The 22,736-nt window shown below is 36.0% G+C and carries 16 protein-coding genes and 1 pseudogene; 12 read left to right on the top strand and 5 right to left on the bottom strand.

Features of this window, described 5'->3' with window-relative positions; translation table 11 throughout:
• From DB891_RS14925 to uvrB, 6 genes are all read left to right on the top strand, one after another.
• Positions 1–840, top strand: an 840-nt coding sequence (locus DB891_RS14925) for a T9SS type A sorting domain-containing protein (protein ID WP_133243530.1), incomplete at its 5' end; no start/stop codon positions are given.
• Between the two features lie 210 nt (positions 841–1,050).
• Positions 1,051–3,432 carry a TonB-dependent receptor gene (locus tag DB891_RS14920; RefSeq protein ID WP_116764384.1) on the top strand — a complete coding sequence of 794 codons (2,382 nt, stop codon included), beginning with the start codon at positions 1,051–1,053 and terminating at the stop codon, positions 3,430–3,432.
• 32 nt (positions 3,433–3,464) lie between these two features.
• Positions 3,465–4,286 carry a DUF4249 family protein gene (locus DB891_RS14915; protein ID WP_116764383.1) on the top strand — a complete coding sequence of 274 codons (822 nt, stop codon included), beginning with the start codon at positions 3,465–3,467 and terminating at the stop codon, positions 4,284–4,286.
• 126 nt (positions 4,287–4,412) lie between these two features.
• Complete coding sequence (locus tag DB891_RS14910; protein ID WP_116764382.1) at positions 4,413–5,075, top strand: thiamine diphosphokinase; 663 nt, start codon at positions 4,413–4,415, stop codon at positions 5,073–5,075.
• A gap of 76 nt (positions 5,076–5,151) precedes the next feature.
• Positions 5,152–6,126, top strand: coding sequence for a 23S rRNA (adenine(1618)-N(6))-methyltransferase RlmF (rlmF, locus tag DB891_RS14905; protein ID WP_116764381.1), 975 nt, complete (start codon positions 5,152–5,154; stop codon positions 6,124–6,126).
• 61 nt (positions 6,127–6,187) lie between these two features.
• Positions 6,188–8,179, top strand: a complete 1,992-nt coding sequence (gene uvrB / locus DB891_RS14900) for an excinuclease ABC subunit UvrB (RefSeq protein WP_116764380.1) — start codon at positions 6,188–6,190, stop codon at positions 8,177–8,179.
• On the opposite strand, the gene DB891_RS14895 is transcribed toward uvrB, so the two are convergent.
• A complete protein-coding gene (locus tag DB891_RS14895; protein ID WP_116764379.1) occupies positions 8,176–8,577 on the bottom strand; it encodes a TerB family tellurite resistance protein in 402 nt (133 codons plus the stop codon). The genes uvrB and DB891_RS14895 overlap by 4 nt on opposite strands.
• 59 nt (positions 8,578–8,636) lie before the next feature.
• On the opposite strand from DB891_RS14895, the gene DB891_RS14890 reads away from it, so the two are divergent.
• On the top strand, positions 8,637–9,443 hold the full coding sequence (locus DB891_RS14890) for an alpha/beta hydrolase (protein WP_116764378.1): 807 nt from the start codon (positions 8,637–8,639) through the stop codon (positions 9,441–9,443).
• Between the two features lie 78 nt (positions 9,444–9,521).
• Here DB891_RS14890 and DB891_RS14885 read toward each other — a convergent pair whose 3' ends face one another.
• Positions 9,522–11,033, bottom strand: coding sequence for a thioredoxin-like domain-containing protein (locus DB891_RS14885; RefSeq protein ID WP_116764377.1), 1,512 nt, complete (start codon positions 11,031–11,033; stop codon positions 9,522–9,524).
• 192 nt (positions 11,034–11,225) lie between these two features.
• Here DB891_RS14885 and DB891_RS14880 point away from each other — a divergent pair, with 192 nt between their 5' ends.
• The gene (locus DB891_RS14880; protein ID WP_116764376.1) at positions 11,226–11,690 is read left to right on the top strand and encodes a DUF1456 family protein; all 465 of its coding nucleotides are present in this window, start codon (positions 11,226–11,228) and stop codon (positions 11,688–11,690) included.
• Between the two features lie 220 nt (positions 11,691–11,910).
• On the opposite strand, the gene DB891_RS14875 is transcribed toward DB891_RS14880, so the two are convergent.
• Together DB891_RS14875 and DB891_RS14870 are read right to left on the bottom strand one after the other, a co-directional pair.
• On the bottom strand, positions 11,911–12,249 hold the full coding sequence (locus DB891_RS14875) for a hypothetical protein (RefSeq protein WP_116764375.1): 339 nt from the start codon (positions 12,247–12,249) through the stop codon (positions 11,911–11,913).
• A gap of 259 nt (positions 12,250–12,508) precedes the next feature.
• On the bottom strand, positions 12,509–14,074 hold the full coding sequence (locus tag DB891_RS14870; protein WP_116764374.1) for a protein adenylyltransferase SelO: 1,566 nt from the start codon (positions 14,072–14,074) through the stop codon (positions 12,509–12,511).
• 260 nt (positions 14,075–14,334) lie between these two features.
• Between DB891_RS14870 and DB891_RS14865 the strand changes: the two are divergent.
• Positions 14,335–14,630, top strand: a pseudogene (locus DB891_RS14865) (type II toxin-antitoxin system HigB family toxin).
• 11 nt (positions 14,631–14,641) lie between these two features.
• Complete coding sequence (locus tag DB891_RS14860) at positions 14,642–15,010, top strand: helix-turn-helix domain-containing protein (RefSeq protein ID WP_116764373.1); 369 nt, start codon at positions 14,642–14,644, stop codon at positions 15,008–15,010.
• A 68-nt stretch (positions 15,011–15,078) separates the two neighbouring features.
• Here DB891_RS14860 and sucC read toward each other — a convergent pair whose 3' ends face one another.
• A complete protein-coding gene (sucC, locus tag DB891_RS14855) occupies positions 15,079–16,272 on the bottom strand; it encodes an ADP-forming succinate--CoA ligase subunit beta (RefSeq protein WP_116764372.1) in 1,194 nt (397 codons plus the stop codon).
• 417 nt (positions 16,273–16,689) lie between these two features.
• On the opposite strand from sucC, the gene gltB reads away from it, so the two are divergent.
• A complete protein-coding gene (gene gltB / locus DB891_RS14850) occupies positions 16,690–21,207 on the top strand; it encodes a glutamate synthase large subunit (protein ID WP_116764371.1) in 4,518 nt (1,505 codons plus the stop codon).
• Positions 21,208–21,209: 2 nt separating this feature from the next.
• Positions 21,210–22,664: a glutamate synthase subunit beta gene (locus tag DB891_RS14845; RefSeq protein WP_116764370.1), complete on the top strand. Its 1,455-nt coding sequence runs from the start codon at positions 21,210–21,212 to the stop codon at positions 22,662–22,664.
• The last annotated feature ends 72 nt before the right edge of the window (positions 22,665–22,736 follow it).

Raw genomic sequence — 22,736 nt, 5'->3', positions numbered from 1 at the left:
ATTAGTTCTACCACATCCGGAAATAATACCATAAGCTATCAGTTATATAATTCTTCTAATACACCTGTTCAGGGGGCTAAAACAGGAACGGGTTCGGGTTTGACATGGAATGGACTTGCGGCAGGGAATGGGTACTATGTAATCGCTACTGGCGCTACTCCTACCAGCTGTACTTCTACCAGTGTTCCCGCTAATGTAACAACGGTAGCAAATCCAGCGGCACCACTTGTAACTTACGACGCGCCCTGCGATAAAATTACTTTTAGCATTACCATTTCTGGTGCAAACAATGGTTCCACTTATACCATAAAGGATAAAAGTGGAAACGATATTTCTTCATTAACAAAAAATAATGTAGCTCTAAATCCTGTTTCCTCTTATACAGCAACTGCTCAAGATGCTAGTAATGGAACAATCACAATTGATGGTTTTCCGGCAGGATCTGGATACCGAGTATCTGTTTCAACCGATGGATGTGGCTCTGGTGAAACCAACTGCGGAGTACCGCCTCCGCCTCCATCTCCTGCCAGAATGACTGAGCAAAATACTTCAAAAGAAAAATTGATTGATACAGCAACCGAAAAAGTAGGTTTTGTGGTTTTCCCTGTTCCCTTCAAAGATCAACTTACCGTACGATACAATTTTGACTATGCCTCTCAAGTTTTAATTGAAGTGTTCAATTCCCGAGGAAATAAGATACTTTCAAAAAAAGATGCCAACGGTTATTTGAACAAAGAAATTTCTTTAAACCTTACAAGCACAGGTCAATCAGAAGTTTATTTTGTAAAAGTAACTACCGACAGAGGAAGCAGCGTGCAAAAAGTAATCTCTTCCAGATAATTTTAACTTAATCATTATTGAAAGCATCCGCCACAAACGGATGCTTTTTTTTATCAGTACAGCTATTTTTTTTTGAGTACTTTTTCCTTAAAGCATCAATCATTTCAAAAGCCCCCATTTACCAAAACAAACAACTAATAACATAAGTTTAACACCCGTTTACTTTCATTCTAATCACAAATCGAGTTATTTTGCCTGAAAATTCAAACAATGACTTCAAGGAAAATTATATTTTTATTCGTTCTATTGTTATCTACTCTACATTCATTTTCCCAAGAGAAATTCACGCTTAGCGGAACCATCTCTGACGCCAACAGCAATGAAACCTTAATTGGAGTTACTATTTTAATCCCCGAATTAAAAACAGGAGTAACCACAAATGAATATGGTTTTTATTCGATCACTGTACCAAAAAGAAATTACAAAATACAAATCACCTCACTCGGATTTCAAACTATTGAAGAAACTATCAATTTAGACAAAAACACCAAAAAGAATTTCAAACTGACGGGTGCAGAAAACGCTTTGAAAGAAGTCGTTATCAATAGCAATGATAGTAAAACCGAAAATCAGAAACCAGAAATGAGTATCAACAAACTTTCTGTCGCTACCATAAAAAAAATGCCAGTTGTTCTTGGCGAAGTCGACATTATCAAATCTATATTACTACTTCCCGGAGTTACCAATGCTGGTGAAGCAGCCTCTGGATTTAATGTTCGTGGAGGTGGTGCCGACCAGAATCTAATCTTAATGGATGAAGCTTCGGTTTTTAATTCTTCGCATGTTTTCGGATTCTTTTCGATATTCAATCCTGACGCGATCAAAGATTTAAAACTCTACAAAGGAGGAATTCCAGCCCGCTATGGCGGAAGAGCTTCTTCGGTTTTGGATATTTATCAAAAAGACGGAAACAGCAATAAATTTCACATGAGTGGTGGAATTGGTTTAATCACCAGCCGTCTTTTGGCCGAAGGGCCTATCGTAAAAGACAAAGGATCTTTTCTTATTGCCGGTCGTGCTTCTTATGCGCATTTATTCCTAAAACTATCCGAAGAACAAAAAGACAATGCTGCTTATTTTTATGATCTTAATGCAAAATTGAGCTATAAATTAAATGCTAGTAACAACCTATACATGTCAGGCTATTTTGGTAGAGATGTTTTTGATTTAAACAAAAGCTTTACCAATATTTACGGAAACACCACTTTTAATACCCGCTGGAATCATTTATTTTCAGACAAATTATTCTCCAATTTATCGCTAATCTATAGCGATTATTACTATGGCTTAGATCTTGATTTTGTTGGTTTCGAATGGAGGTCAGGTATTAAGAACTTCAATATCAAATACGATTTCAGAAGTTATGTTTCAGACAAGCTAAAACTGAATTATGGCCTCAATGGTATTTATCACGAATTCAACCCCGGAACCATAAAACCTTCAAGCCCTGATTCAGGGATCAACTTCGACCAACTGGAGAAAAAATATGCTTTTGAACCTGCGATTTACATCAATGCCGAACAAAAGATTTCTGAAAAAATTGATATTAATTGCGGTTTACGCTATAGTTTGTTTTATAACGTTGGTACGTCAACTGTAAATTTGTATGAGAATAACAATCCAGTACTGTTCAATTCTCAATTCCAAATCTATGAAAAAGCAACACCAATTGGCGCAAAGCATTACAATAAAAATGAAGTTATCAAAAGCTTCGACTACTTAGAGCCGCGTTTAAGCGTTAATTACCAACTCAACGAGAATCAATCCTTTCAGGCGAGTTACAACCGAATGGTACAATATTTACAGTTAATTTCCAATACATCCTCTCCTACTCCATTGGATGTTTGGACCCCAAGCGGAACCTATATAAAACCACAAATTGCCGACCAAGTGGCGATAGGTTATTTTAGAAAATTCAAAGAAGGAGCCTATTCAGCCGAGGTGAGTTCTTTTTACAAAGAGGTTCAAAACAGATTGGATTATATAGACGGAGCCAATCTAATTGCCAATGAAGCTATTGAACAGGTTATTTTGAACGGGCAATTGCGATCGTACGGTTTAGAATTTATGTTCAAAAAGAACGAAGGAAACCTAACTGGATGGATTTCGTATACCTTATCAAAATCCGAACAGCAAACCCCAGGACGAACAGCTGGAGAAACGGGGATAAACAACGGTCAATGGTACAATACCGTTTATGACAAAGTCAATAATTTGGCGGTAACCGGATCCTATTATTTGAGTCCAAAATGGACATTTGGTGCCAACTTTATCTACCAAACCGGGCAACCCACCACCTATCCAAATGGGCAGTACGAATACCTTGGAATAACAATTCCAATTTACGGTGCGCGAAATGAAAACCGACTACCATCGTTCAACCATTTAGATATTGCAGCAACATTAACGCCAAAACACAATGGCAATAAAAGCTGGAGAGGCGAATGGGTCTTTAGCATTTACAACGTGTACAACCGAAAAAATGCGGCCTCGGTAGGCTTTAGGGAAAATGTCGATACTGGTGCAAACGAAGCCGTAAAAACATCCATTTTTGGGTTAGTACCTGCGGTAAGCTATAATTTTAAATTTTAAAAAAACACAGTCGTTTATAAAACATAGAAAAAATGAAAAAATTAATTATACTATTCCTAGTTATCAGCTCTTTTATATTCACGAGCTGCGAAGAAGTGATTCAGGTAGATACAATAACCGCTCCACCCCGATTAGCTGTTGAAGCTGCTATAAACTGGCAAAAAGGAAGTTCTGGCAATGTACAATCCATAAAATTAACCTCGACAACAGGTTATTTTGAAACCAAAATCCCTGTCGTTTCCGGAGCTGTCGTTACTATCAAAAATAGTTCCAATACGGTTTTTACTTTTATAGAAACACCAAATACGGGAATCTATACCTGTTCTGATTTTATACCGGTATTAAACGAAACCTACACCTTGAGCATTATCTCAAATGAACAGACCTACACAGCAACCGAAACCATGCGTTCTGTAGCACCCATTACAAGATTAGTTCAAAATGACAAGGGTGGATTTACGGGTAAAGACATCGAGGTAAAAGCATACTTTAATGATCCCGCCGATGAGGAAAATTTTTATTTATACCGATACAAATATAAAAATGTAAAGAAGTCAGACCTATATGCTGATGAAGATACTTATTATAATGGGAACGAATTTTTCAGCATCACTCAAAATGACTCTTTAAAAGTGGGAGATAAAGTCGATATTACGCACATCGGTATTTCTAAAAGCTATTACAATTACATGAATATTATAATAAGTTTGGCCGGACAAAACGGTGGTGGACCATTTCAGTCTCCCCCTTCAACAGTAAGAGGTAATGTAGTCAACACCACCAACCCAAACAATTATCCTTTAGGTTATTTTTCGGTAAGCGAAATAGATTCTAAAGAATACACCATTCAATAAGGATCAAATGATTTTAGTCCCGAAAACTTTCGGGAGATGATTAACGAATTAAGATTTTAGATTTTCATACATTTACAGCAAATTTGGGCAAAATCTAAAATCAGAATTCTAAAATCTAAAATCCCCATGTCTTCACACCATATCGTTCGCGACGACCAAGAGCCCGCTTTAATAATTGCAAACGGAGCAGCCTGTCATCCGGAATTACTGGGACAATTGCTAGAATGGTCGCCTTTGGTTATTGTTTTAGATTCGGCTATGGAGCGTGTTATGGAATTGGATATAAAAGTCGATGTTTTATTGGGTGATTTTGATAGAGGGTTTGATCCCGAAAAGTACCAAACTTCACAGTATCCTTTAGAAATTGTTCACTCACCAGACCAAAACAAAACCGACTTAGAGAAAGCATTTGATTACCTTATCGAAAGAAAAATTCCCGCCGTAAATGTCGTTTGGGCTACCGGCAGAAGAGCCGATCATACCATTACGAATCTCACCAATATCGTTCGCTATCGAAGTTTAATAAAAATCGTTATTCTAGACGACCACTCCAAAATATTTTTGTTGCCCAATAAATTCGAAAAATGGTACACCGCAGGCACGCCCATTTCATTAATTCCTATTGGAGTTGTTAGCGGAATATCTTCTAAAAATCTAGTATATCCATTAGAAAATGACACCCTCACCATGGGTTATAGAACGGGAAGTAGTAATGCTGTCGCAAATGATGGAATTGTAACCATCATCCACACTGATGGTGATTTGTTGTTGATGGAATGTATGGATTAGTATAACTCATGCGTTTGCCCTGTAGTTCTAGTGTTTACAAGAAAGGAATCACTATCTTTGCACCGAAATTTAGAAAATGAAATCTACAAAGAATACCGAAAAAACAAATTTACATCCAAGGAATCTACACCGATTTGGATATGACTTTGAATTATTAGCACAAAATAATCCTGAATTAGGGAAATTTGTTTTTGTTAATGAACACAATATAGACTCGAGCGATAGCGAACAGGCGAAGCAAACAATTGATTTTAGTAATCCCGATGCCGTAAAAGCGCTTAATAATTCCTTATTAATAGCCAATTACGACATTCAAAACTGGGATATACCAGAGAACTTTTTATGCCCTCCAATTCCCGGAAGAGCTGATTATATACACTATCTAGCCGATTTATTGGCTACTACAAACAATGGCGTAATTCCGAAAGGAGAAACAATTGTAGGTCTGGACGTTGGTATTGGAGCCAATTGTATTTATCCCATTCTTGGAAATGCCATTTATGGTTGGTCATTCGTAGGTACTGATATTGATGAAAAAGCGATTCAAAATTGCAAAAAAATCATAGAGCAAAATCCAAAATTAATAGAAGCCATCAGTTTACAATTACAAGTAAACCCGCGTTTTATTTTTAAAAACATAATTGAGCCCGAAGATAAATTTACATTTACCATCTGCAATCCTCCCTTTCATTCTTCTCCAGAGGAAGCTACGAAAAGTGCGGTTCGAAAAGTAACTAACTTGGCTCCAAATGCTCCCAAGACCACAAAACCTGTGCTCAATTTTGGTGGTCATAATGCAGAACTTTGGTGTGAAGGTGGAGAACTCGGTTTCATTAAACAAATGATTTACGAAAGTGCCAAATATCCTATGCAGTGTCTTTGGTTTACCACATTAGTATCGAAACAATCCAACTTGCCCACTATTTATAAAACATTAAATAATGTGGCAGCTATTCATAAAACCATAGACATGGCGCAAGGCCAAAAAAATAGCCGCATCGTTGCTTGGACTTTTATGACTGAAGCACAACAAAAAGCTTGGAAGTTTTAGATTTTCAGTAGACTATTTACTTCGTATCTTTACCACCAAGTACCATAGCAACTCTAAATAAATGAATTTCCAAGTCATATCTGAATACCAACCCAAAGGGGATCAGCCCCAAGCCATTGAGAAATTAGCTCAAGGCATTGAGGCGGGCGAACGTTACCAAACCTTGCTTGGTGTTACGGGTTCAGGAAAAACTTTTACCGTTGCCAATGTTATTCAAGAAGTCCAAAAACCAACATTGGTCTTGGCACACAACAAAACGTTGGCAGCGCAACTGTATTCGGAGTTCAAACAATTTTTTCCTAATAATGCCGTAGAGTATTTCGTATCCTATTACGATTATTACCAACCCGAAGCTTTTATGCCAGTTACAGGGGTTTTCATTGAAAAAGATTTATCTATCAATGAGGAGCTGGAAAAAATGCGTTTAAGCACCTCCTCTTCCCTTCTTTCTGGCCGAAGAGACATCATAGTGGTCGCTTCTGTTTCCTGTATTTATGGTATTGGAAATCCCGTGGAATTTCAGAAGAACGTCATTGCCATCGAGAAAAACCAAATGATTTCCCGAACCAAATTATTGCACAGTTTGGTTCAAAGTTTATATTCCAGAACCGAAGCCGATTTTACCCCCGGAAATTTTCGCATAAAAGGCGATACGGTCGAAATATACCCGAGTTATGCCGATGATGCCTTTCGGATTCACTTTTTTGGGGACGAAATTGAAGAAATGGAAAGTTTCGATGTAAAAACGTCCAAAGTCATTGAACGATTCGAAAAACTTACCATATATCCCGCCAATATGTTTGTGACATCACCCGATGTGTTGCAAAATGCAATATGGGCAATCCAACAAGATTTGGTCAAGCAAGTCGATTATTTCAAAGAAATCGGCAAACATCTGGAAGCCAAACGCCTCGAAGAACGCACCAATTTTGACTTGGAAATGATTCGGGAATTGGGGTATTGCTCCGGAATCGAAAATTATTCCCGTTACCTTGACGGAAGAGAAGCCGGATCAAGACCTTTCTGTTTATTGGATTATTTCCCAAAAGATTATTTGATGGTCGTTGATGAAAGTCACGTAACACTTTCTCAAGTACAGGCAATGTACGGTGGGGATAGAAGTCGTAAAGAGAATTTAGTGGAATATGGTTTCCGTTTACCTGCCGCAATGGATAACAGACCATTAAAATTTGACGAATTTGAGGCCATGCAAAACCAAGTCATCTATGTTTCTGCAACTCCTGCCGACTATGAATTGCAAAAATGCGATGGTGTTTACGTAGAACAAGTGATTCGCCCAACGGGATTATTAGATCCTATAATCGAAATACGTCCGAGTCTAAACCAGATTGATGATTTGATTGAAGAAATTCAACAACGTTGTGAACTGGACGAAAGGGTTTTGGTCACTACTTTGACCAAAAGAATGGCTGAAGAACTGGCCAAATATCTGACGAAAGTTTCCATTCGTTGCCGCTACATCCACTCCGATGTGGACACGCTGGAACGCATCGAAATCATGCAAGATTTACGAAAAGGCATATTTGATGTTTTGATTGGAGTCAACTTATTACGCGAAGGATTGGATTTACCTGAGGTTTCATTAGTTGCCATACTCGATGCCGATAAGGAAGGTTTCTTGAGAAGTCATCGTTCACTGACTCAAACCATTGGTCGTGCGGCAAGAAACTTAAACGGGAAAGCGATAATGTATGCCGATAAAATCACCAATAGTATGCAAAAAACTATCGATGAAACCAATTACCGAAGAACCAAGCAAATCAATTTCAATACTGAGAATAATATAATTCCGCAAGCGTTAAATAAAAAAATTGAAAGTGCCTTTACCAATAACAAATTGGTAGAATATGAATTGGGTCATATTATGAACACAGCTGCAGAACCTGAAACAGCCTATATGTCCAAACCAGATTTGGAAAAACTCATTCGCGAAAAACGAAAAGCTATGGAAAAAGCGGCAAAAGATTTAGACTTTATGCAAGCAGCGAAACTGAGAGATGAGATTAAGGATTTGCAGGCAAAACTCCATTAATTAAGTTGTTCCTGAAAATGCTCCAATAATACGTATGGGGGAATCATAGCAGTGGGAGATGCTTTCATTAATTTAAGAACACGATTCGTTGCACTTGGATTTAACCCCATGTTAATCGCAATTTGTCGAATGGCTTCTTCTTCTTTTTGATGCAACACCCCATCTACATGCATCAATAATGCCAAACGATAAAACTGCTGAATTCTTTCAAATTCAGATTTTATAACACGGGCAGGTAATTCTTGATGAAATAAATCATTAAACTCTTTTTTAGGGATGCCTAATTCTTGGGCAACAATCCAAACAAATTGATATTCTCTTTCATGCAATCGACCATCAATAACTGAAAACGCAATCATTTCAGACATTAAATTAATTTTCTCTTCGTATGTGTCCATCTAATTAGTATTTTTAGCTAAACTATTCTTTTTTTTATAAATCTAAAAATTAAATCCTATTGAAATTATTTTTCATAATCCCTCTATTTCTATTTCTAGGTAAAACAACTGCTCAAGAAAGCACCGCTTCCAAACAAGTTTCTACTTTTACAATAGAAGCTCCACAATTGAAAACAAAACGGAAAATTTGGCTCTATTTGCCTAAAAATTATGAAAACTCTACCAAAAAATACCCCGTCATCTACATGCATGATGCTCAAAATTTATTTGATGCCAAAACTTCCTTTGCAGGTGAGTGGAATGTCGATGAAAAATTAGACAGTTTGAATGCCCAAATAATTGTAGTTGGTATTGAAAACGGGGGCGAAAAACGTTTAGAAGAATTGACTCCTTATAAAAACGAACAATACGGTGGTGGGAATGCCGGTAAATACCTCGAGTTCATCGTAAACACCCTAAAACCTGAAATCGATAAAAAATACCGAACAAAACCTAATGCCAAAAACACGACCATTATAGGAAGTTCTTTGGGTGGTTTAACTTCCTTTTATGCCGTTATAAAATATCCTGAAGTTTTTGGAAAAGCTGGTGTCTTTTCTCCGGCTTTTTGGATTAACCGAAAAGAAATAAATGAGTATATGGCAAACAGTAAAAAACTAAAAGCTAAAATTTACTTGCTCTGTGGCGATTCCGAAGGGGATGATGATATTATGGTAAAAGACCTCAATCATATAGAATACCTACTGAATCTAAATCGTTGTTATTGTTTTCATCTAAACAAAAAAGTAATCGTTAAAGGAGGTCAGCACAATGAGAAACTATGGAGAGATGGTTTTATAGATGCTATCCTTTGGTTGGGGTACTGATGATTTGATTTTAGATTGATGATTTTAGATTAACGATTTTAGATTTGCACAACACCTTAAATCGTTAATCTTAAATCACTACTTTTTAGAATACTCTTTTTCCATTTGGGTAATGATACTTTTTATGGCTTCGGAACCAATTCCTTTGGCTTTGATGACTTTGTTTTTGTCTAGAATATACATTACGGGAGTCGTCACCACGTCGTATTTTTCTTTGAGATTATTGATATGAACTCCGTCATAGACATTGATCCAATCAATTTTATTGTCAATGATGTATTTTTTATATTTATCAAATTCGTTTTGGGTGTAAACCCCAAAAACTTTGACATCTTTCTTTTCTTTTTGAAAATCGTGGTACATTTCGAGAATTTTCGGCACTTCTTTTTGGCAATGACCACAATCGACATCCCAAAAGAGAAGTATTAAATAATCGGCTTTTATGCTGGATAAAGTCACGTATGTCTTTTCGATTTCCGGTTTGTTGGCGTAATAGATTTTCGTGATTTCGTCGCTGGTTTTGGCCGTATCAAAACCCATTTTCGCAATTACATCATGACCCGGGATGTCTATCATATAGAGTTCGGGAGCAGTTTTTCCAAGTTGCAATGGTGCCAAAACATTCCCTCGTTTTATGATAATATCGATTACACTTTCGTCATAAACCCCTTTGGCCTTACCGGTTTTAAAATAATTATCGACCATGTAAACAAAAACTTTATCCATTCCCATGAGTTTTGGAATTTCGTAGGTTTGGGTAAAATACGCCAATAAAAGCATATTCATTTTGGTGTCCTTCTTGGTTTTGAGCATCATACGGTCAATCTCCACACAAACCGAATCGGGATGCTGTACCACGACCGTATTAAAATATTGCTTTATTTTATTCGTAAAAAAAGGGTTGCGTAACATGGCATCATCCTGAAAATTGACTCCATCCCAAAAATGTTTTTTATAATAATTATATACAAAAATACTGTCGGGTCTGCCATTGGAAGCTTTGGGAATATCCTTGGTTGTTTTTTCTGTTTTCAAATTAATGATATCGGCAAGATAAGTTCCTTTATTTTGGGCAATCGTATTTGCATCATTTTCCAAAATACCATCGTTTAACACTTTATATTCTTTGGTTAAAAGAGCAATAGAATCAGGTTTTTTTTGCTCTTTTATGGATTTTTTAAAACCCTCAAATTCTTTATTTTTGGCAGTTACAAAACGAATGTAGTTGAAGAAATTTTCATTTTGTTTAGAGTTAACGGCTTTCAAGTTCTCAAGCAAATTAGCTTTATCCGAATTGATTTGTTGCTTTTGAGACTGCTCGTCAATGATGAAATCAAAATAATTTCCTTTTGCCTGGCTGAGTAAAAAGTAAACTCCTTTGTCTAAATTTTTCTTCCCTTTGAAAATGATGTTTCCGTTGACTACTTTTTGGCAAGTGTCTGAAATATACAATTTGTCAAACTGATAAAAGGCCAGATAAGCAACGGTATCATTACAGTTTTTTAAATTAATCTTGATCTCATGGCCTGTCTGAGCTTGCACGGTCATTAAACCAAAAAAGAGAACGAAACTTAATGTGATTTTCTTCATAACCAGTAATAATCTTTGGGGTATTTTTAGCGTAAAACTTTTTTTAGAGAATAAATCTCATTTTAATATTCAAAAATAATTGAATTTAAATCTAATTTCAAAGAATTTGCAAAGTGTTTTTCGTACCATCTCGCATAATTGCAAGAAATTCATTTTCAAAATGTGTACCTTTGTACTTTAAACACATTTAAAATGACAAATAACGATATATTCAAAAAACTTCGAGTAGCCTTGATGTTACGCGATGATCAAATAGTGGAAATTCTAGAATTGGTAGATTTTAGAATTACAAAATCAGAATTGGGAGCTTTTTTCCGTGATGAAAAGCACGAAAACTACATGGAATGTGGAGATCAAGTGTTGCGTAATTTCCTAAATGGATTAGTGATTCACTTGAGAGGTACCAAAGAAAATCCTAAAAACCCGAATGACGTTTTGGCCAAACACAAAGCACAAATTCCGGTAAAAGATGGAGCTTCAGAAAGAGCTGAATTCAAGCCAAAAGCAAAAGACAAAGAAAGAGCCAGAGGAGACGAAAGCCCTTCTAAATCGAAGCCAGCTGCCAAAAGACCTGCCAAAAAGCAATATCCAAAAGGAAACGACAAAATACAAGTTGTGGAGAAAGTGAAATTTAATTTTGGTAAAAACCAAAAATAATCAATCCTAAATTTTACAGTTTATGGAATCCGATTGGATTCAAGGACAATAAAATGGTAAAAAAACCTGACGAAAGTTCAGGTTTTTTTATGCTTAGTGACCACCATAAATAACAAAGGAAACCTATTTGGCTTCCTTTGATTGACATTTCATAAACATCAAATACATCCCTAATCGATAAGTAAGCACGAGAACAAGCCTACTTCTTTATTGCAATTCTCTAGTTTTTAAATTTTACTTCAAAAACATAATCTTTCCCAACAGTTAGCTCATTCGAAGACAGTTTTTTATAATTAAGCGCTTGCTTAACATACGATTGAATCTCTGAACTGTTAGAATTCACTTGCAACACTACAAGTTGGTGTAATTCATTCACTGTAAAAGTGACTTTAACTAATTCTTCTTTTTCTAAAGTATCTTCAGTATAAGACTTGTTTAGTAATTGAGATAGTTCTTTTGTGGTTTTTGACAAAGCAACATTTGGATCTTCATTAATAGTAGAAGCAAATACTGCACTTGCGAATAAAGAAACAATAGCGGATAATAATAATTTTTTCATGTTTTTTGTTTTAAGATTATATGCCAAAATTACACACAATACCTACATAAAAAACACTTTATCAATCACTTAACCAATTGTTAAAACAAGAAAAACATTCGATCAAAAACCTTTTTATGTCCCCAATATTACTCAGCAATTAAAAATAAATACTTTTAAAATTTAAACCTAAAAAACTAAGAAAACAGCAACAAAAAAGCAATTTTCCCTATTTAAATTTAAATCCCTTTTTTTGGTAACATTGGGATTAAAAAGCCCCCTAAGAACTACAACTTAACATTGAGCAACCGACTTTATCTCTGGCCCAATCTGGTCTTTTAGCAAACCATTTTTGATAGTTCGGTTGTTCATTATAAGGCTTTTTAAGCAATTCATACAATTCATTTACCAAAGAATAGTCCCCTTTATCAGCTGCATCAATACTTAATTGTGCCATATAATTTCGCAACACATATTTTGGATTTACTTTATTCATTTGCTCTTTCCTTTCGACATCCGAAAAAGGTTCTTCATTTATTCGATTGCCATAACGCTCTAGCCATGCATACCAATTATTCAAAACAGTTTCATTAAGGTCTTTTTCATTGTAAAAGGCTTCTTTAATTGTATTCAAAGCCACTTCTGGAGTATCTTCTTTTTGAATATTACCCAGATTCCTAAAGAAAATAGTCATGTCGGTTTCAACCAATTGAAGCAGTTCGGTTAGAATTTCGATTAAAAAAGCATCATCATCCTTTTTAACCATGAAACCGAGTTTATTTCGCATCATATTCAGATACTCCTTTTGATAATCAGTACTAAAAGCATCTAAAATTGTTTCTAATGGTTTGGCATCATTAATTAAAGGGTACAATGCATTGGCCAATTGGTATAAATTCCACAAAGCAATTTGGGGTTGATTGCCAAATTGGTATCGTTTATGTTGTATATCGGTTGTATTGGGAGTCCAATCGGGGTTATAATCCTCCAGCCATCCATAAGGACCATAATCAATAGTAATTCCGTGAATCGACATATTATCAGTGTTCATAACGCCATGCACAAAACCAACGCGTTGCCAGTGTACAATCATGTCAAGCGTAGTTTGAGTCACTGCTTGAAAAAAGGCAAGATATTTTTCGATTCCTTCTACTTTGATATCTGGGAAATGGTGTTTAATGGTATAATCCGTTACTAATTGAAGCGTAGCATGATCTTTTCTGGAAGCAAATAATTCAAAATTTCCAAAACGGATAAACGAAGGCGCTACTCTGCAAACGATAGCTCCTTTCTCATAAGCAGGATTTCCATTATACAATACATCCCTTAAAACGGGATCTCCGGAAAGCATTAGCGAAAGTGAACGGGTTGTTGGAACTCCTAGATAATGCATGGCTTCGGCACATAAATGTTCTCGTATGGAAGATCTCAATACGGCAAAACCATCGGCTGTCCGAGAATATGGTGTAGGACCTGCTCCCTTTAATTGTAAAGTGTACAACTTATCATTATGCATCACTTCGGTTAGATTAATCGCACGTCCATCACCCAATTGACCTGCCCAATTTCCAAATTGGTGTCCCGCATAACTCAAAGCATAGGGTTTGGTTTCTGGATAAATGGTATTACCAGAAAAAGTATTCAAAAAATCTTCTGAAAGTATATCTTCCTGTGACAATCCTAAAAAATTAGCCACCTCTACTGAGGCATGAATCAAAGACGGATTTGAAGGTTTCTTTGGTACTACATACGAAAAACAGGCTTGTTGCACCTGTCTCGGACTATTGGTTTCGTTTGGGTCAGCAGGTAATTCGGTAGTAAAATTATTTTGTATATGGAGTTTCATAGTGTTCAAAAAAGGATTTTTTCTTAGGGTTAGAGATGCACTACAGTGCGTCTCTACTAATTTTACATCATTTCTAACTGTAAAGGTAATAGATGCAAGACACTGTTGTCAAGACTTTCAGTTAATTTTATGATTTGTTGAATAGCGCAATATTGTATTTAACAAAAAAACTAAGCTTTCACTCCTGATTTTTGTGCTCGGAAATAAAAGTTCCCAAATCGAGAATTTTATATATCTTTTTTTTAGAATTCACACTAAAAATGTCTAGAATATTTGTAAAAGGAACATTGAGAGATTACTGGGAAATACATCCTGAAACCGAACAATATCTAAAAACTTGGTATGACACTGCAATCAATGCCAATTGGAGAAATCCAAATGATGTAAAACAAAGTTATGCGAACGCCAGTATTCTAAAAGAGAGTAGAATTGTTTTTAACATAAAAGGCAACTCACATCGTTTAGTGGCAAAATTTAATTTTGAAAGACAATGGATTTTATTCGGTTTATTGGAACTCATTCCGAGTATGACAAAATAGATGCCAATACAATTTAAAAAAATAAAAAATGAAAATTACTCCAATAAAAACAGAAATCGATTACCGAGCAGCATTAAAAAGATTTGAACTCCTTTTTGATGCTACAACTGGAACTCCGCAAGGCGATGATGCAGAAATTCTTGCCCTATTGATAGATGAATATGAGAATACACATTATCCAATAGAAGCGCCAGATCCAATAGAAGCCATAAAAATAAGAATGGAAGAAATGCACCTAAAACAGATTGATCTAGTTGATGCAATAGGAGGAAAAAGCAGAGTTTCGGAAATATTGAATCGCAAACGAAAATTAACTGTTGAAATGATTCGTAATTTAACAGTACATCTAAATCTATCACCAAGTGTATTGATTAATGATTATGAATTAACGAGATAAAAAACATCCCTTAAAACAAAAAATCCTGAGCTTTCACTCAGGATTTTTAATATATAACTTTTTTCTAATTAAGAAAGCGCCGCTTTTACTTGGTCAGCAGCTTCTTGGAATTCTGTAGCTGATAAAATTGGCATACCCGAATTTTCAATAATTTGTTTCGCTTCAACAGCATTAGTACCTTGCAAACGAACAATGATTGGCACTTTTATAGCATCACCCATATTTTTGTAAGCATCAACAACTCCTTGCGCCACACGGTCACAACGAACGATTCCACCAAAAATATTGATTAAAATTGCTTTTACGTTTTGATCTTTTAAGATAATACGGAAAGCCGTTTCAACACGCTTTGCATCAGCAGTTCCACCTACGTCAAGGAAGTTTGCAGGTTCAAAACCAGCATACTTAATTAAATCCATAGTCGCCATTGCAAGACCTGCACCATTTACCATACATCCTACAGTACCGTCAAGATCTACATAGTTCAATCCTACTTCTTTTGCTTCAACTTCGATTGGATTTTCTTCAAGAACATCACGCATCTCAGCATAAGCTTTTTGTCTGTATAAAGCGTTATCGTCGATATTTACTTTAGCATCAACAGCTAAAATTTTATTATCAGATGTTTTCAAAACTGGGTTGATTTCAAACATAGAAGCATCAGAACCAATGTAAGCATTGTATAATGAGTCAATGAATTTAACCATTTCTTTGAAAGCATTTCCAGAAAGACCTAAGTTAAAAGCAATTCTTCTTGCTTGAAAACCTTGCAATCCAACAGCTGGATCAACTTCTTCTGTAAAAATTAAGTGTGGAGTATGCTCCGCAACTTCTTCAATATCCATTCCACCTTCAGTAGAATACATAATCATATTACGTCCTGTTGCTCTATTCAATAATACAGAAACATAAAACTCAGATGTTTCACTTTCACCAGGATAGTAAACATCCTCAGCAACTAAAACTTTATGCACTTTTTTACCTTCAGCTGAAGTTTGAGGTGTTACCAATTGCATTCCGATGATTTCGCTTGCAATTCCTTCCACTTTGTCAATTCCTTTGGCAAGCTTAACCCCACCACCTTTTCCACGCCCACCAGCGTGAACTTGTGCTTTCACCACATACCAACTGGTACCAGTTTCTTCAGTTAATTGTTTTGCAGCAGCAACAGCTTCTACAGGACTATTAGCAACTATTCCGCGTTGAATGCGAACTCCGTAGCTAGCTAAAATTTCTTTTCCTTGATATTCGTGTATGTTCATAATATAGAATTTGTCTGGTTTCTGAATCTATTTCAGAATAAAAGTGGCACAAAAATAGCAAATTCTATCTATATAGGAAAATCTTTTTCTTATTTAAAAAGCCATAGTTATTTTAATCAGAATAAAATCACATATCAAAAAGCCGTTTATAACTAAAAATGAAGATTATTGTAATTGTCTAAAACACTATAACGTTTTCGAATAATGCACCTAAAATAGAAATTGTAGCCGAATAGTATCAATTTATTTATTTCAAAAAAATTCAAATTATCAAATTGATAATTTACATAGTATTTTAAAAAATTATTGACAATTATCACCCATATTTTCAAATCTAACCACAAAAATACAGGCGTTTCGAGACTTTTGATACATTATATTTAACGAAATCTTTAAATTTGTAAAAAAAATATAAGCATGAGAGTAAAAGAACAAGGCCTTTATTTGCCGGAATTTGAACACGACAACTGTGGCGCAGGATTTATATGTAATTTGAACGGAATTAAGTCTAATGACATCATTCACAAGGCTCTAGATATTTTAATAAAGTTAGAACATCGTGGTGCCGTAAGTGCTGATGGAAGAACTGGAGATGGTGCTGGAATCCTTTTTGACATTCCACATACTTTTTTTAAGAAGGTTTGTGATTTTGAAATTCCAGAAGTTAGAGAATATGCTGTAGGTATGACTTTTATGCCAAAAAGTCCTAATCAAGTTAACTTTTGCAAAACCACCTTTGAAACTGCTATAAAAGATCAAAACCTATCTGTATTAGGATGGAGAGATGTTCCAGTTGACGTTTCCAATCTAGGTGAAATTGCCGCAGAAAAAGAACCAACCGTTAAACAAGTTTTTGTTGGTAAAAACGGAATGGATATTACAGAGCAACAATTCAATGCCAAACTTTTTATGGCTAGAAAAATTGCAGAACACACTATTCGAAATTCCAGAACTTCGGAAAGTCATATGTTCTACTTTTCAAGTTGTTCTACTACTACTATTATATACAAAGGTTTGTTGATGCCGGAAGACATTAGCAGATATTATACTGATTTATTAGATACCGACTTAGTGACTCGACTAGCTCTTGTTCACCAACGTTTTTCTACCAACACCTTCCCTTCTTGGGATTTGGCACAACCGTTTAGATACATGTGTCACAATGGAGAAATCAATACTTTAAGAGGAAACGTAAGCAGAATGCGTGCTCGTGAAGAATTGATGCAAAGTGATGTTTTTGGAGAGGATCTTAAAAAATTATTCCCAATCATTTTAGAAGGAAAATCAGATTCGGCTTCTATGGACATGGTCGTTGAGTTATTATTAATGACAGGCCGTTCTTTGCCAGAAGTAATGATGATGGTCGTTCCTGAAGCTTGGGAAAAACACCAAACGATGTCGGACGAAAAGAAAGCTTTCTATGAATACAATGCTTGTATCATGGAACCATGGGATGGCCCGGCATCTATTCCGTTTACAGATGGAGATGTAATTGGAGCGCTATTAGACCGAAACGGATTGCGTCCTTCTCGTTATACCTTGACAAAAAGTGGTTTTGTGATCATGTCATCCGAAATTGGGGTACTTGACATTAAACCAGAAGATGTAGTACAACACGGAAGATTGGAGCCAGGGAAAATGTTCCTTGTTGACATGAATGAAGGTCGTATTATAGAAGATGAAGAAATCAAAAATTCAGTAGTAACCAAACGTCCTTACAGAGAATGGTTGGATAAAAATCTATTGCAATTGGCTAAAATCCCTTATACGAACAATCCAATTCCAGTAGAAAAAATTGATTTTGAAACTAGACAACGTTTGTTCGGTTATACCATTGAGGATTTAAAAACAATCATCAACCCAATGGGAGGTCAAGGTAATGAAGCCTTGAGTTCTATGGGTAATGACACTCCTCTTGCGGTATTATCAGATCAACCACAATTATTATATAACTATTTCAAACAATTATTTGCACAAGTAACCAACCCACCTTTGGATGGTATTCGTGAAGAAATAATCACAGACACTAGTTTAGCAATTGGTGGAGACTACAATCTTTTTGATATTACTGACATTCATTGTAAAAAGATAAAAATCCAAAACCCTGTTATATCAAATGAGGATTTAGATAAGATAAAAAACATTTCACACGATGATTTCAAATCGGTTACTATTTCTACCTTATACAAAATAGAAAAAGGAGTAAATGGTTTAGAGCGTGCATTAGAAAAATGCGTGCAAGCGACTTTCAAAGCCGTTTCTGAAGGATGCAATATTGTTATCCTTTCAGACAGAGGGGTAAGTGAAGCAATGGCTCCGATACCTATGTTATTAGCCACTTCTTATATTCATCACTCTTTGAATATTCTAAAAGTTCGTTCGAAGTTCGGAATCATAATCGAATCGGCAGAACCACGTGAACCGCATCATTTCGCACTATTATTTGGATACGGAGCAAGTGCCATCAATCCATATATGGTAAATGAAATCATTCACGACCAAGTGAACCAAGGTTTTATTACGGGTGTAAAAGCAGATTATGCTGTTAAAAATTACAATAAAGCTATTGCAAAAGGGATCCTTAAAATCATGAATAAAATTGGCATCTCTACTTTACATTCGTATAGAGCGGCACAAATTTTTGAGATTTTAGGTTTAAACAAAACATTCAGCTCTAAATATTTCCCCTACACTCCTTCTCGAATTGAAGGTATTGGACTAATGGAAATTGAAAGAGAAGTTAAGAAAAGATATCAAAATGCATTTCCAAAATCGGAAATTGCAAACCTATTGCCTTTAGAAATTGGAGGAATCTACAGATGGAGAAGAAATGGTGAGAAACACATGTTCAATCCAACTACCATTTCAAAATTACAACAAGCCGTTCGTTTGAACAGCCCTGAAAGTTATAAAGAGTACTCAAATATGGTAAATGATCAAAGTGAAAACTTGATGACCATTCGAGGATTATTCGAATTCAATAATTTGGATCCAATTTCCATAGACGAAGTGGAGCCTTGGACAGAGATTGTGAAAAAATTCAAAACTGGAGCCATGTCTTATGGATCCATCAGTCAGGAAGCGCATGAGAATCTAGCGATTGCCATGAACAGAATTGGGGGAAAAAGTAACTCTGGAGAAGGTGGAGAAAACCCACAACGTTTTCAAAAAGATATGAATGGTGACTCTAGAAATAGTGCCATCAAACAAGTGGCTTCTGGAAGATTTGGAGTATCGATCAATTACTTGACGAATGCCAAAGAGATTCAGATAAAAATGGCTCAAGGAGCAAAACCTGGAGAAGGTGGACAATTACCAGGTGAAAAAGTAGTGCCTTGGATTGCAGAAACAAGAAATTCCACCCCTTATGTAGGACTTATTTCTCCTCCGCCTCACCATGATATTTACTCTATTGAAGATTTATCTCAATTGATATTTGACTTAAAAAATGCCAATCGTGAAGCAAGAATCAACGTGAAGTTGGTTGCCGAAGTTGGGGTTGGAACAATTGCTGCCGGGGTTGCAAAAGCTAAAGCTGACGTAATTTTGATCTCTGGATATGATGGAGGAACCGGTGCTGCACCATTAACATCATTACAACACACCGGTATTCCATGGGAATTGGGTCTTGCCGAAGCACAACAAACTTTAATATTGAATGACTTAAGAAGTCGTGTGGTTTTAGAATGTGATGGTCAATTAAAAACAGGTCGAGACGTAGCTATTGCCGCTTTACTTGGAGCAGAAGAATTTGGTTTCGCCACTGCACCACTTGTAGCATCAGGTTGTATCATGATGAGAGCTTGTCACTTGAATACTTGCCCAGTAGGTATTGCAACTCAAGATCCTGAATTGAGAAAAAATTTCAAAGGAACACCAGAGCACATCATTAACTTCATGTATTTTATTGCCGAAGAGTTAAGAGAAATCATGGCTCAACTTGGATTTAGAACACTAAAGGAAATGGTGGGACAATCGCAAAAATTAAATGTCAATAAAGCGATTAAACATTATAAAGCAAGCGGATTGGATTTATCTTCCATCCTTTATAAGCCAGAAAAAGCGAAAACGGTTCCAAATCATAATACAACAACGCAAGATCACGCATTAGAAAATGTATTGGATTTTGAAATCATAAAAGCGGCTATTCCTTCTATTTACAGAAAAGAAAGAACTAGAGTAACCTTTGATATCAAAAACACGGACCGTTCCGTTGGAGCTATTTTGAGTAATGAAATTTCAAAAATTTACGGATCACAAGGTTTACCTGATGATACTATTCTTGTTGACTTTACAGGATCTGCAGGACAAAGTTTTGGTGCATTTGCTACAAATGGATTGTCTTTCAAAATTCACGGAAACTGTAATGACTATTTAGGAAAAGGACTTTCTGGAGGTAAATTAATTATCAAAGTTCCTCCTACTGCCACTTTCAAACCAGAAGACAATATTATTATTGGAAACGTAGCTCTTTATGGTGCAATAACCGGAGAAGCATATATCAATGGTATGGCTGGAGAACGTTTTGCAGTTAGAAATTCTGGAGCAACTGCGGTTGTTGAAGGAATTGGAGATCACGGTTGTGAGTACATGACTGGTGGAACTGTAGTGGTTCTAGGAAAAACAGGTAGAAACTTCGCAGCGGGTATGAGCGGTGGTGTTGCTTATGTATATGATGCCAAAAAGAAATTTGAAGACGGATTGTGCAATATGGAAATGGTTGCCTTAGAAACATTGGAAGAAGATGATTTAATTAAATTAAGACGATTAATCAGAAATCATTCTATGTACACTAATAGTCCTTTAGCAAAACGACTTTTAGCAGATTGGGAAAACGAAAGCAAACATTTCATCAAAGTAATGCCTACAGATTACAAGAAAGCATTGCAAAGATTGGCAGAAGAAAAGCAAATTGAAGAACTAATAGCACAATAGTCATGGGAAAGATAGGTGGATTTAAAGAATATAATAGAACCGACGAAAGTAATGTTGCTGTTCTAGAAAGAGTATCAAATTATAATGAATTTACAATTCCGTTAGCAAAAGACAAAATCAAAGAACAAGGTTCTAGATGTATGGATTGCGGAATTCCTTTTTGTCACAGCTCTTGTCCGTTAGGGAATTTAATTCCTGATTTTAATGACATGGTGCATCAAGAAGAATGGGAAAGTGCTTTGAAGATTTTACAATCGACAAACAACTTCCCAGAGTTTACAGGTCGTTTATGCCCAGCTCCATGTGAAAAATCATGTGTATTAGGAATTATCAGTGAGCCAGTAGCTATCGAAAATATTGAAAAAAACATTATCGAAAGAGGTTTTGCAGAAGGATGGATCAAGCCACAAACACCTGAAGTAAGAACCGGAAAAACAGTTGCCGTAATTGGATCTGGCCCTGCTGGATTGGCCGCTGCACAACAATTGAATCGTGCTGGGCATACCGTTACCGTTTTTGAAAGAGACAATGCAATAGGTGGATTATTACGTTACGGAATTCCAAATTTTAAATTAGAAAAAGGAATTATCGACAGACGTGTAAAAGTACTAGAAGCCGAAGGAGTTGTTTTTAAAACCAATGTAAACGTAGGAGTAAACTACAGCGTAGACCAATTAACCGCTTTTGATTCTATCGTATTATGCGGTGGTGCAACCGAAAGAAGAGGCTTACCTACAAAAGGTGCCGATAGCAAAGGTGTGGTACAAGCAATGGATTTCTTGACACAACAAACCAAAGTATTGTACGGAGAAACAATTGCTGATCAAGTAATGGCTACCGGAAAAGATGTCATCGTTATTGGTGGTGGAGATACAGGATCGGATTGCGTGGGAACTTCAAACCGACACGGTGCAAAATCCGTGACTAATTTTGAAATCATGCCTAAACCTCCAGTAGGAAGAAGCGAAACTACACCATGGCCATTTTGGCCGTTGCAACTAAAAACATCTTCATCGCACGAAGAGGGTTGCAACAGAAACTGGTTGATCAATACCAAAGAATTCCTTGCTAACGAAAAAGGGGAACTTGTTGGATTGAAAACCGTAGAAGTTTCTTGGAAAATAACACCAGGACAAAGACCTGAACTAATCGAAAAAGAAGGTTCTGAAAAAATATGGCCTTGTGATTTGGCTTTATTAGCTCTTGGATTTACAGGTCCTGAAAAAACTTTAGCCGAACAATTAGGACTACAAATTGATATGCGCAGCAATTATAAGGCGACCAATTATCAAACTAATGTTCCTCACATTTTTACCGCCGGTGATATGAGAAGAGGGCAATCCCTAATTGTATGGGCCATCTCTGAGGGTCGTGAGGCTGCAAGAGAAGTAGATTTATATTTAATGGGTTTCACCAATTTACCAACCAAAGGAAAAGGGGATTTACCTGCTTTGTAACAAATAATTATTTTTTTTTTAAATCCCTTGACATAATTTTTTTGTCAGGGGATTTTTTTTTAATTGTTAAAT

Source organism: Flavobacterium laiguense (assembly GCF_003097655.1).
GTDB classification, from domain to species: Bacteria; Bacteroidota; Bacteroidia; order Flavobacteriales; family Flavobacteriaceae; genus Flavobacterium; species Flavobacterium laiguense.
This window is presented reverse-complemented; position numbering and strand designations above follow the sequence as displayed.

Bases quoted from the DNA above. Each gene is read 5' to 3' on its own strand.
- DB891_RS14920 (WP_116764384.1), top strand. From the start codon at position 1,051: ATGACTTCAAGGAAAATTATATTTTTATTCGTTCTATTGTTATCTACT.
- DB891_RS14895 (WP_116764379.1), bottom strand. From the start codon at position 8,577: ATGGACACATACGAAGAGAAAATTAATTTAATGTCTGAAATGATTGCG.
- sucC (WP_116764372.1), bottom strand. From the start codon at position 16,272: ATGAACATACACGAATATCAAGGAAAAGAAATTTTAGCTAGCTACGGA.
- DB891_RS14910 (WP_116764382.1), top strand. From the start codon at position 4,413: ATGTCTTCACACCATATCGTTCGCGACGACCAAGAGCCCGCTTTAATA.
- DB891_RS14875 (WP_116764375.1), bottom strand. From the start codon at position 12,249: ATGAAAAAATTATTATTATCCGCTATTGTTTCTTTATTCGCAAGTGCA.
- DB891_RS14845 (WP_116764370.1), top strand. From the start codon at position 21,210: ATGGGAAAGATAGGTGGATTTAAAGAATATAATAGAACCGACGAAAGT.
- DB891_RS14885 (WP_116764377.1), bottom strand. From the start codon at position 11,033: ATGAAGAAAATCACATTAAGTTTCGTTCTCTTTTTTGGTTTAATGACC.
- DB891_RS14915 (WP_116764383.1), top strand. From the start codon at position 3,465: ATGAAAAAATTAATTATACTATTCCTAGTTATCAGCTCTTTTATATTC.
- DB891_RS14860 (WP_116764373.1), top strand. From the start codon at position 14,642: ATGAAAATTACTCCAATAAAAACAGAAATCGATTACCGAGCAGCATTA.
- uvrB (WP_116764380.1), top strand. From the start codon at position 6,188: ATGAATTTCCAAGTCATATCTGAATACCAACCCAAAGGGGATCAGCCC.
- DB891_RS14870 (WP_116764374.1), bottom strand. From the start codon at position 14,074: ATGAAACTCCATATACAAAATAATTTTACTACCGAATTACCTGCTGAC.
- rlmF (WP_116764381.1), top strand. From the start codon at position 5,152: ATGAAATCTACAAAGAATACCGAAAAAACAAATTTACATCCAAGGAAT.
- DB891_RS14880 (WP_116764376.1), top strand. From the start codon at position 11,226: ATGACAAATAACGATATATTCAAAAAACTTCGAGTAGCCTTGATGTTA.
- gltB (WP_116764371.1), top strand. From the start codon at position 16,690: ATGAGAGTAAAAGAACAAGGCCTTTATTTGCCGGAATTTGAACACGAC.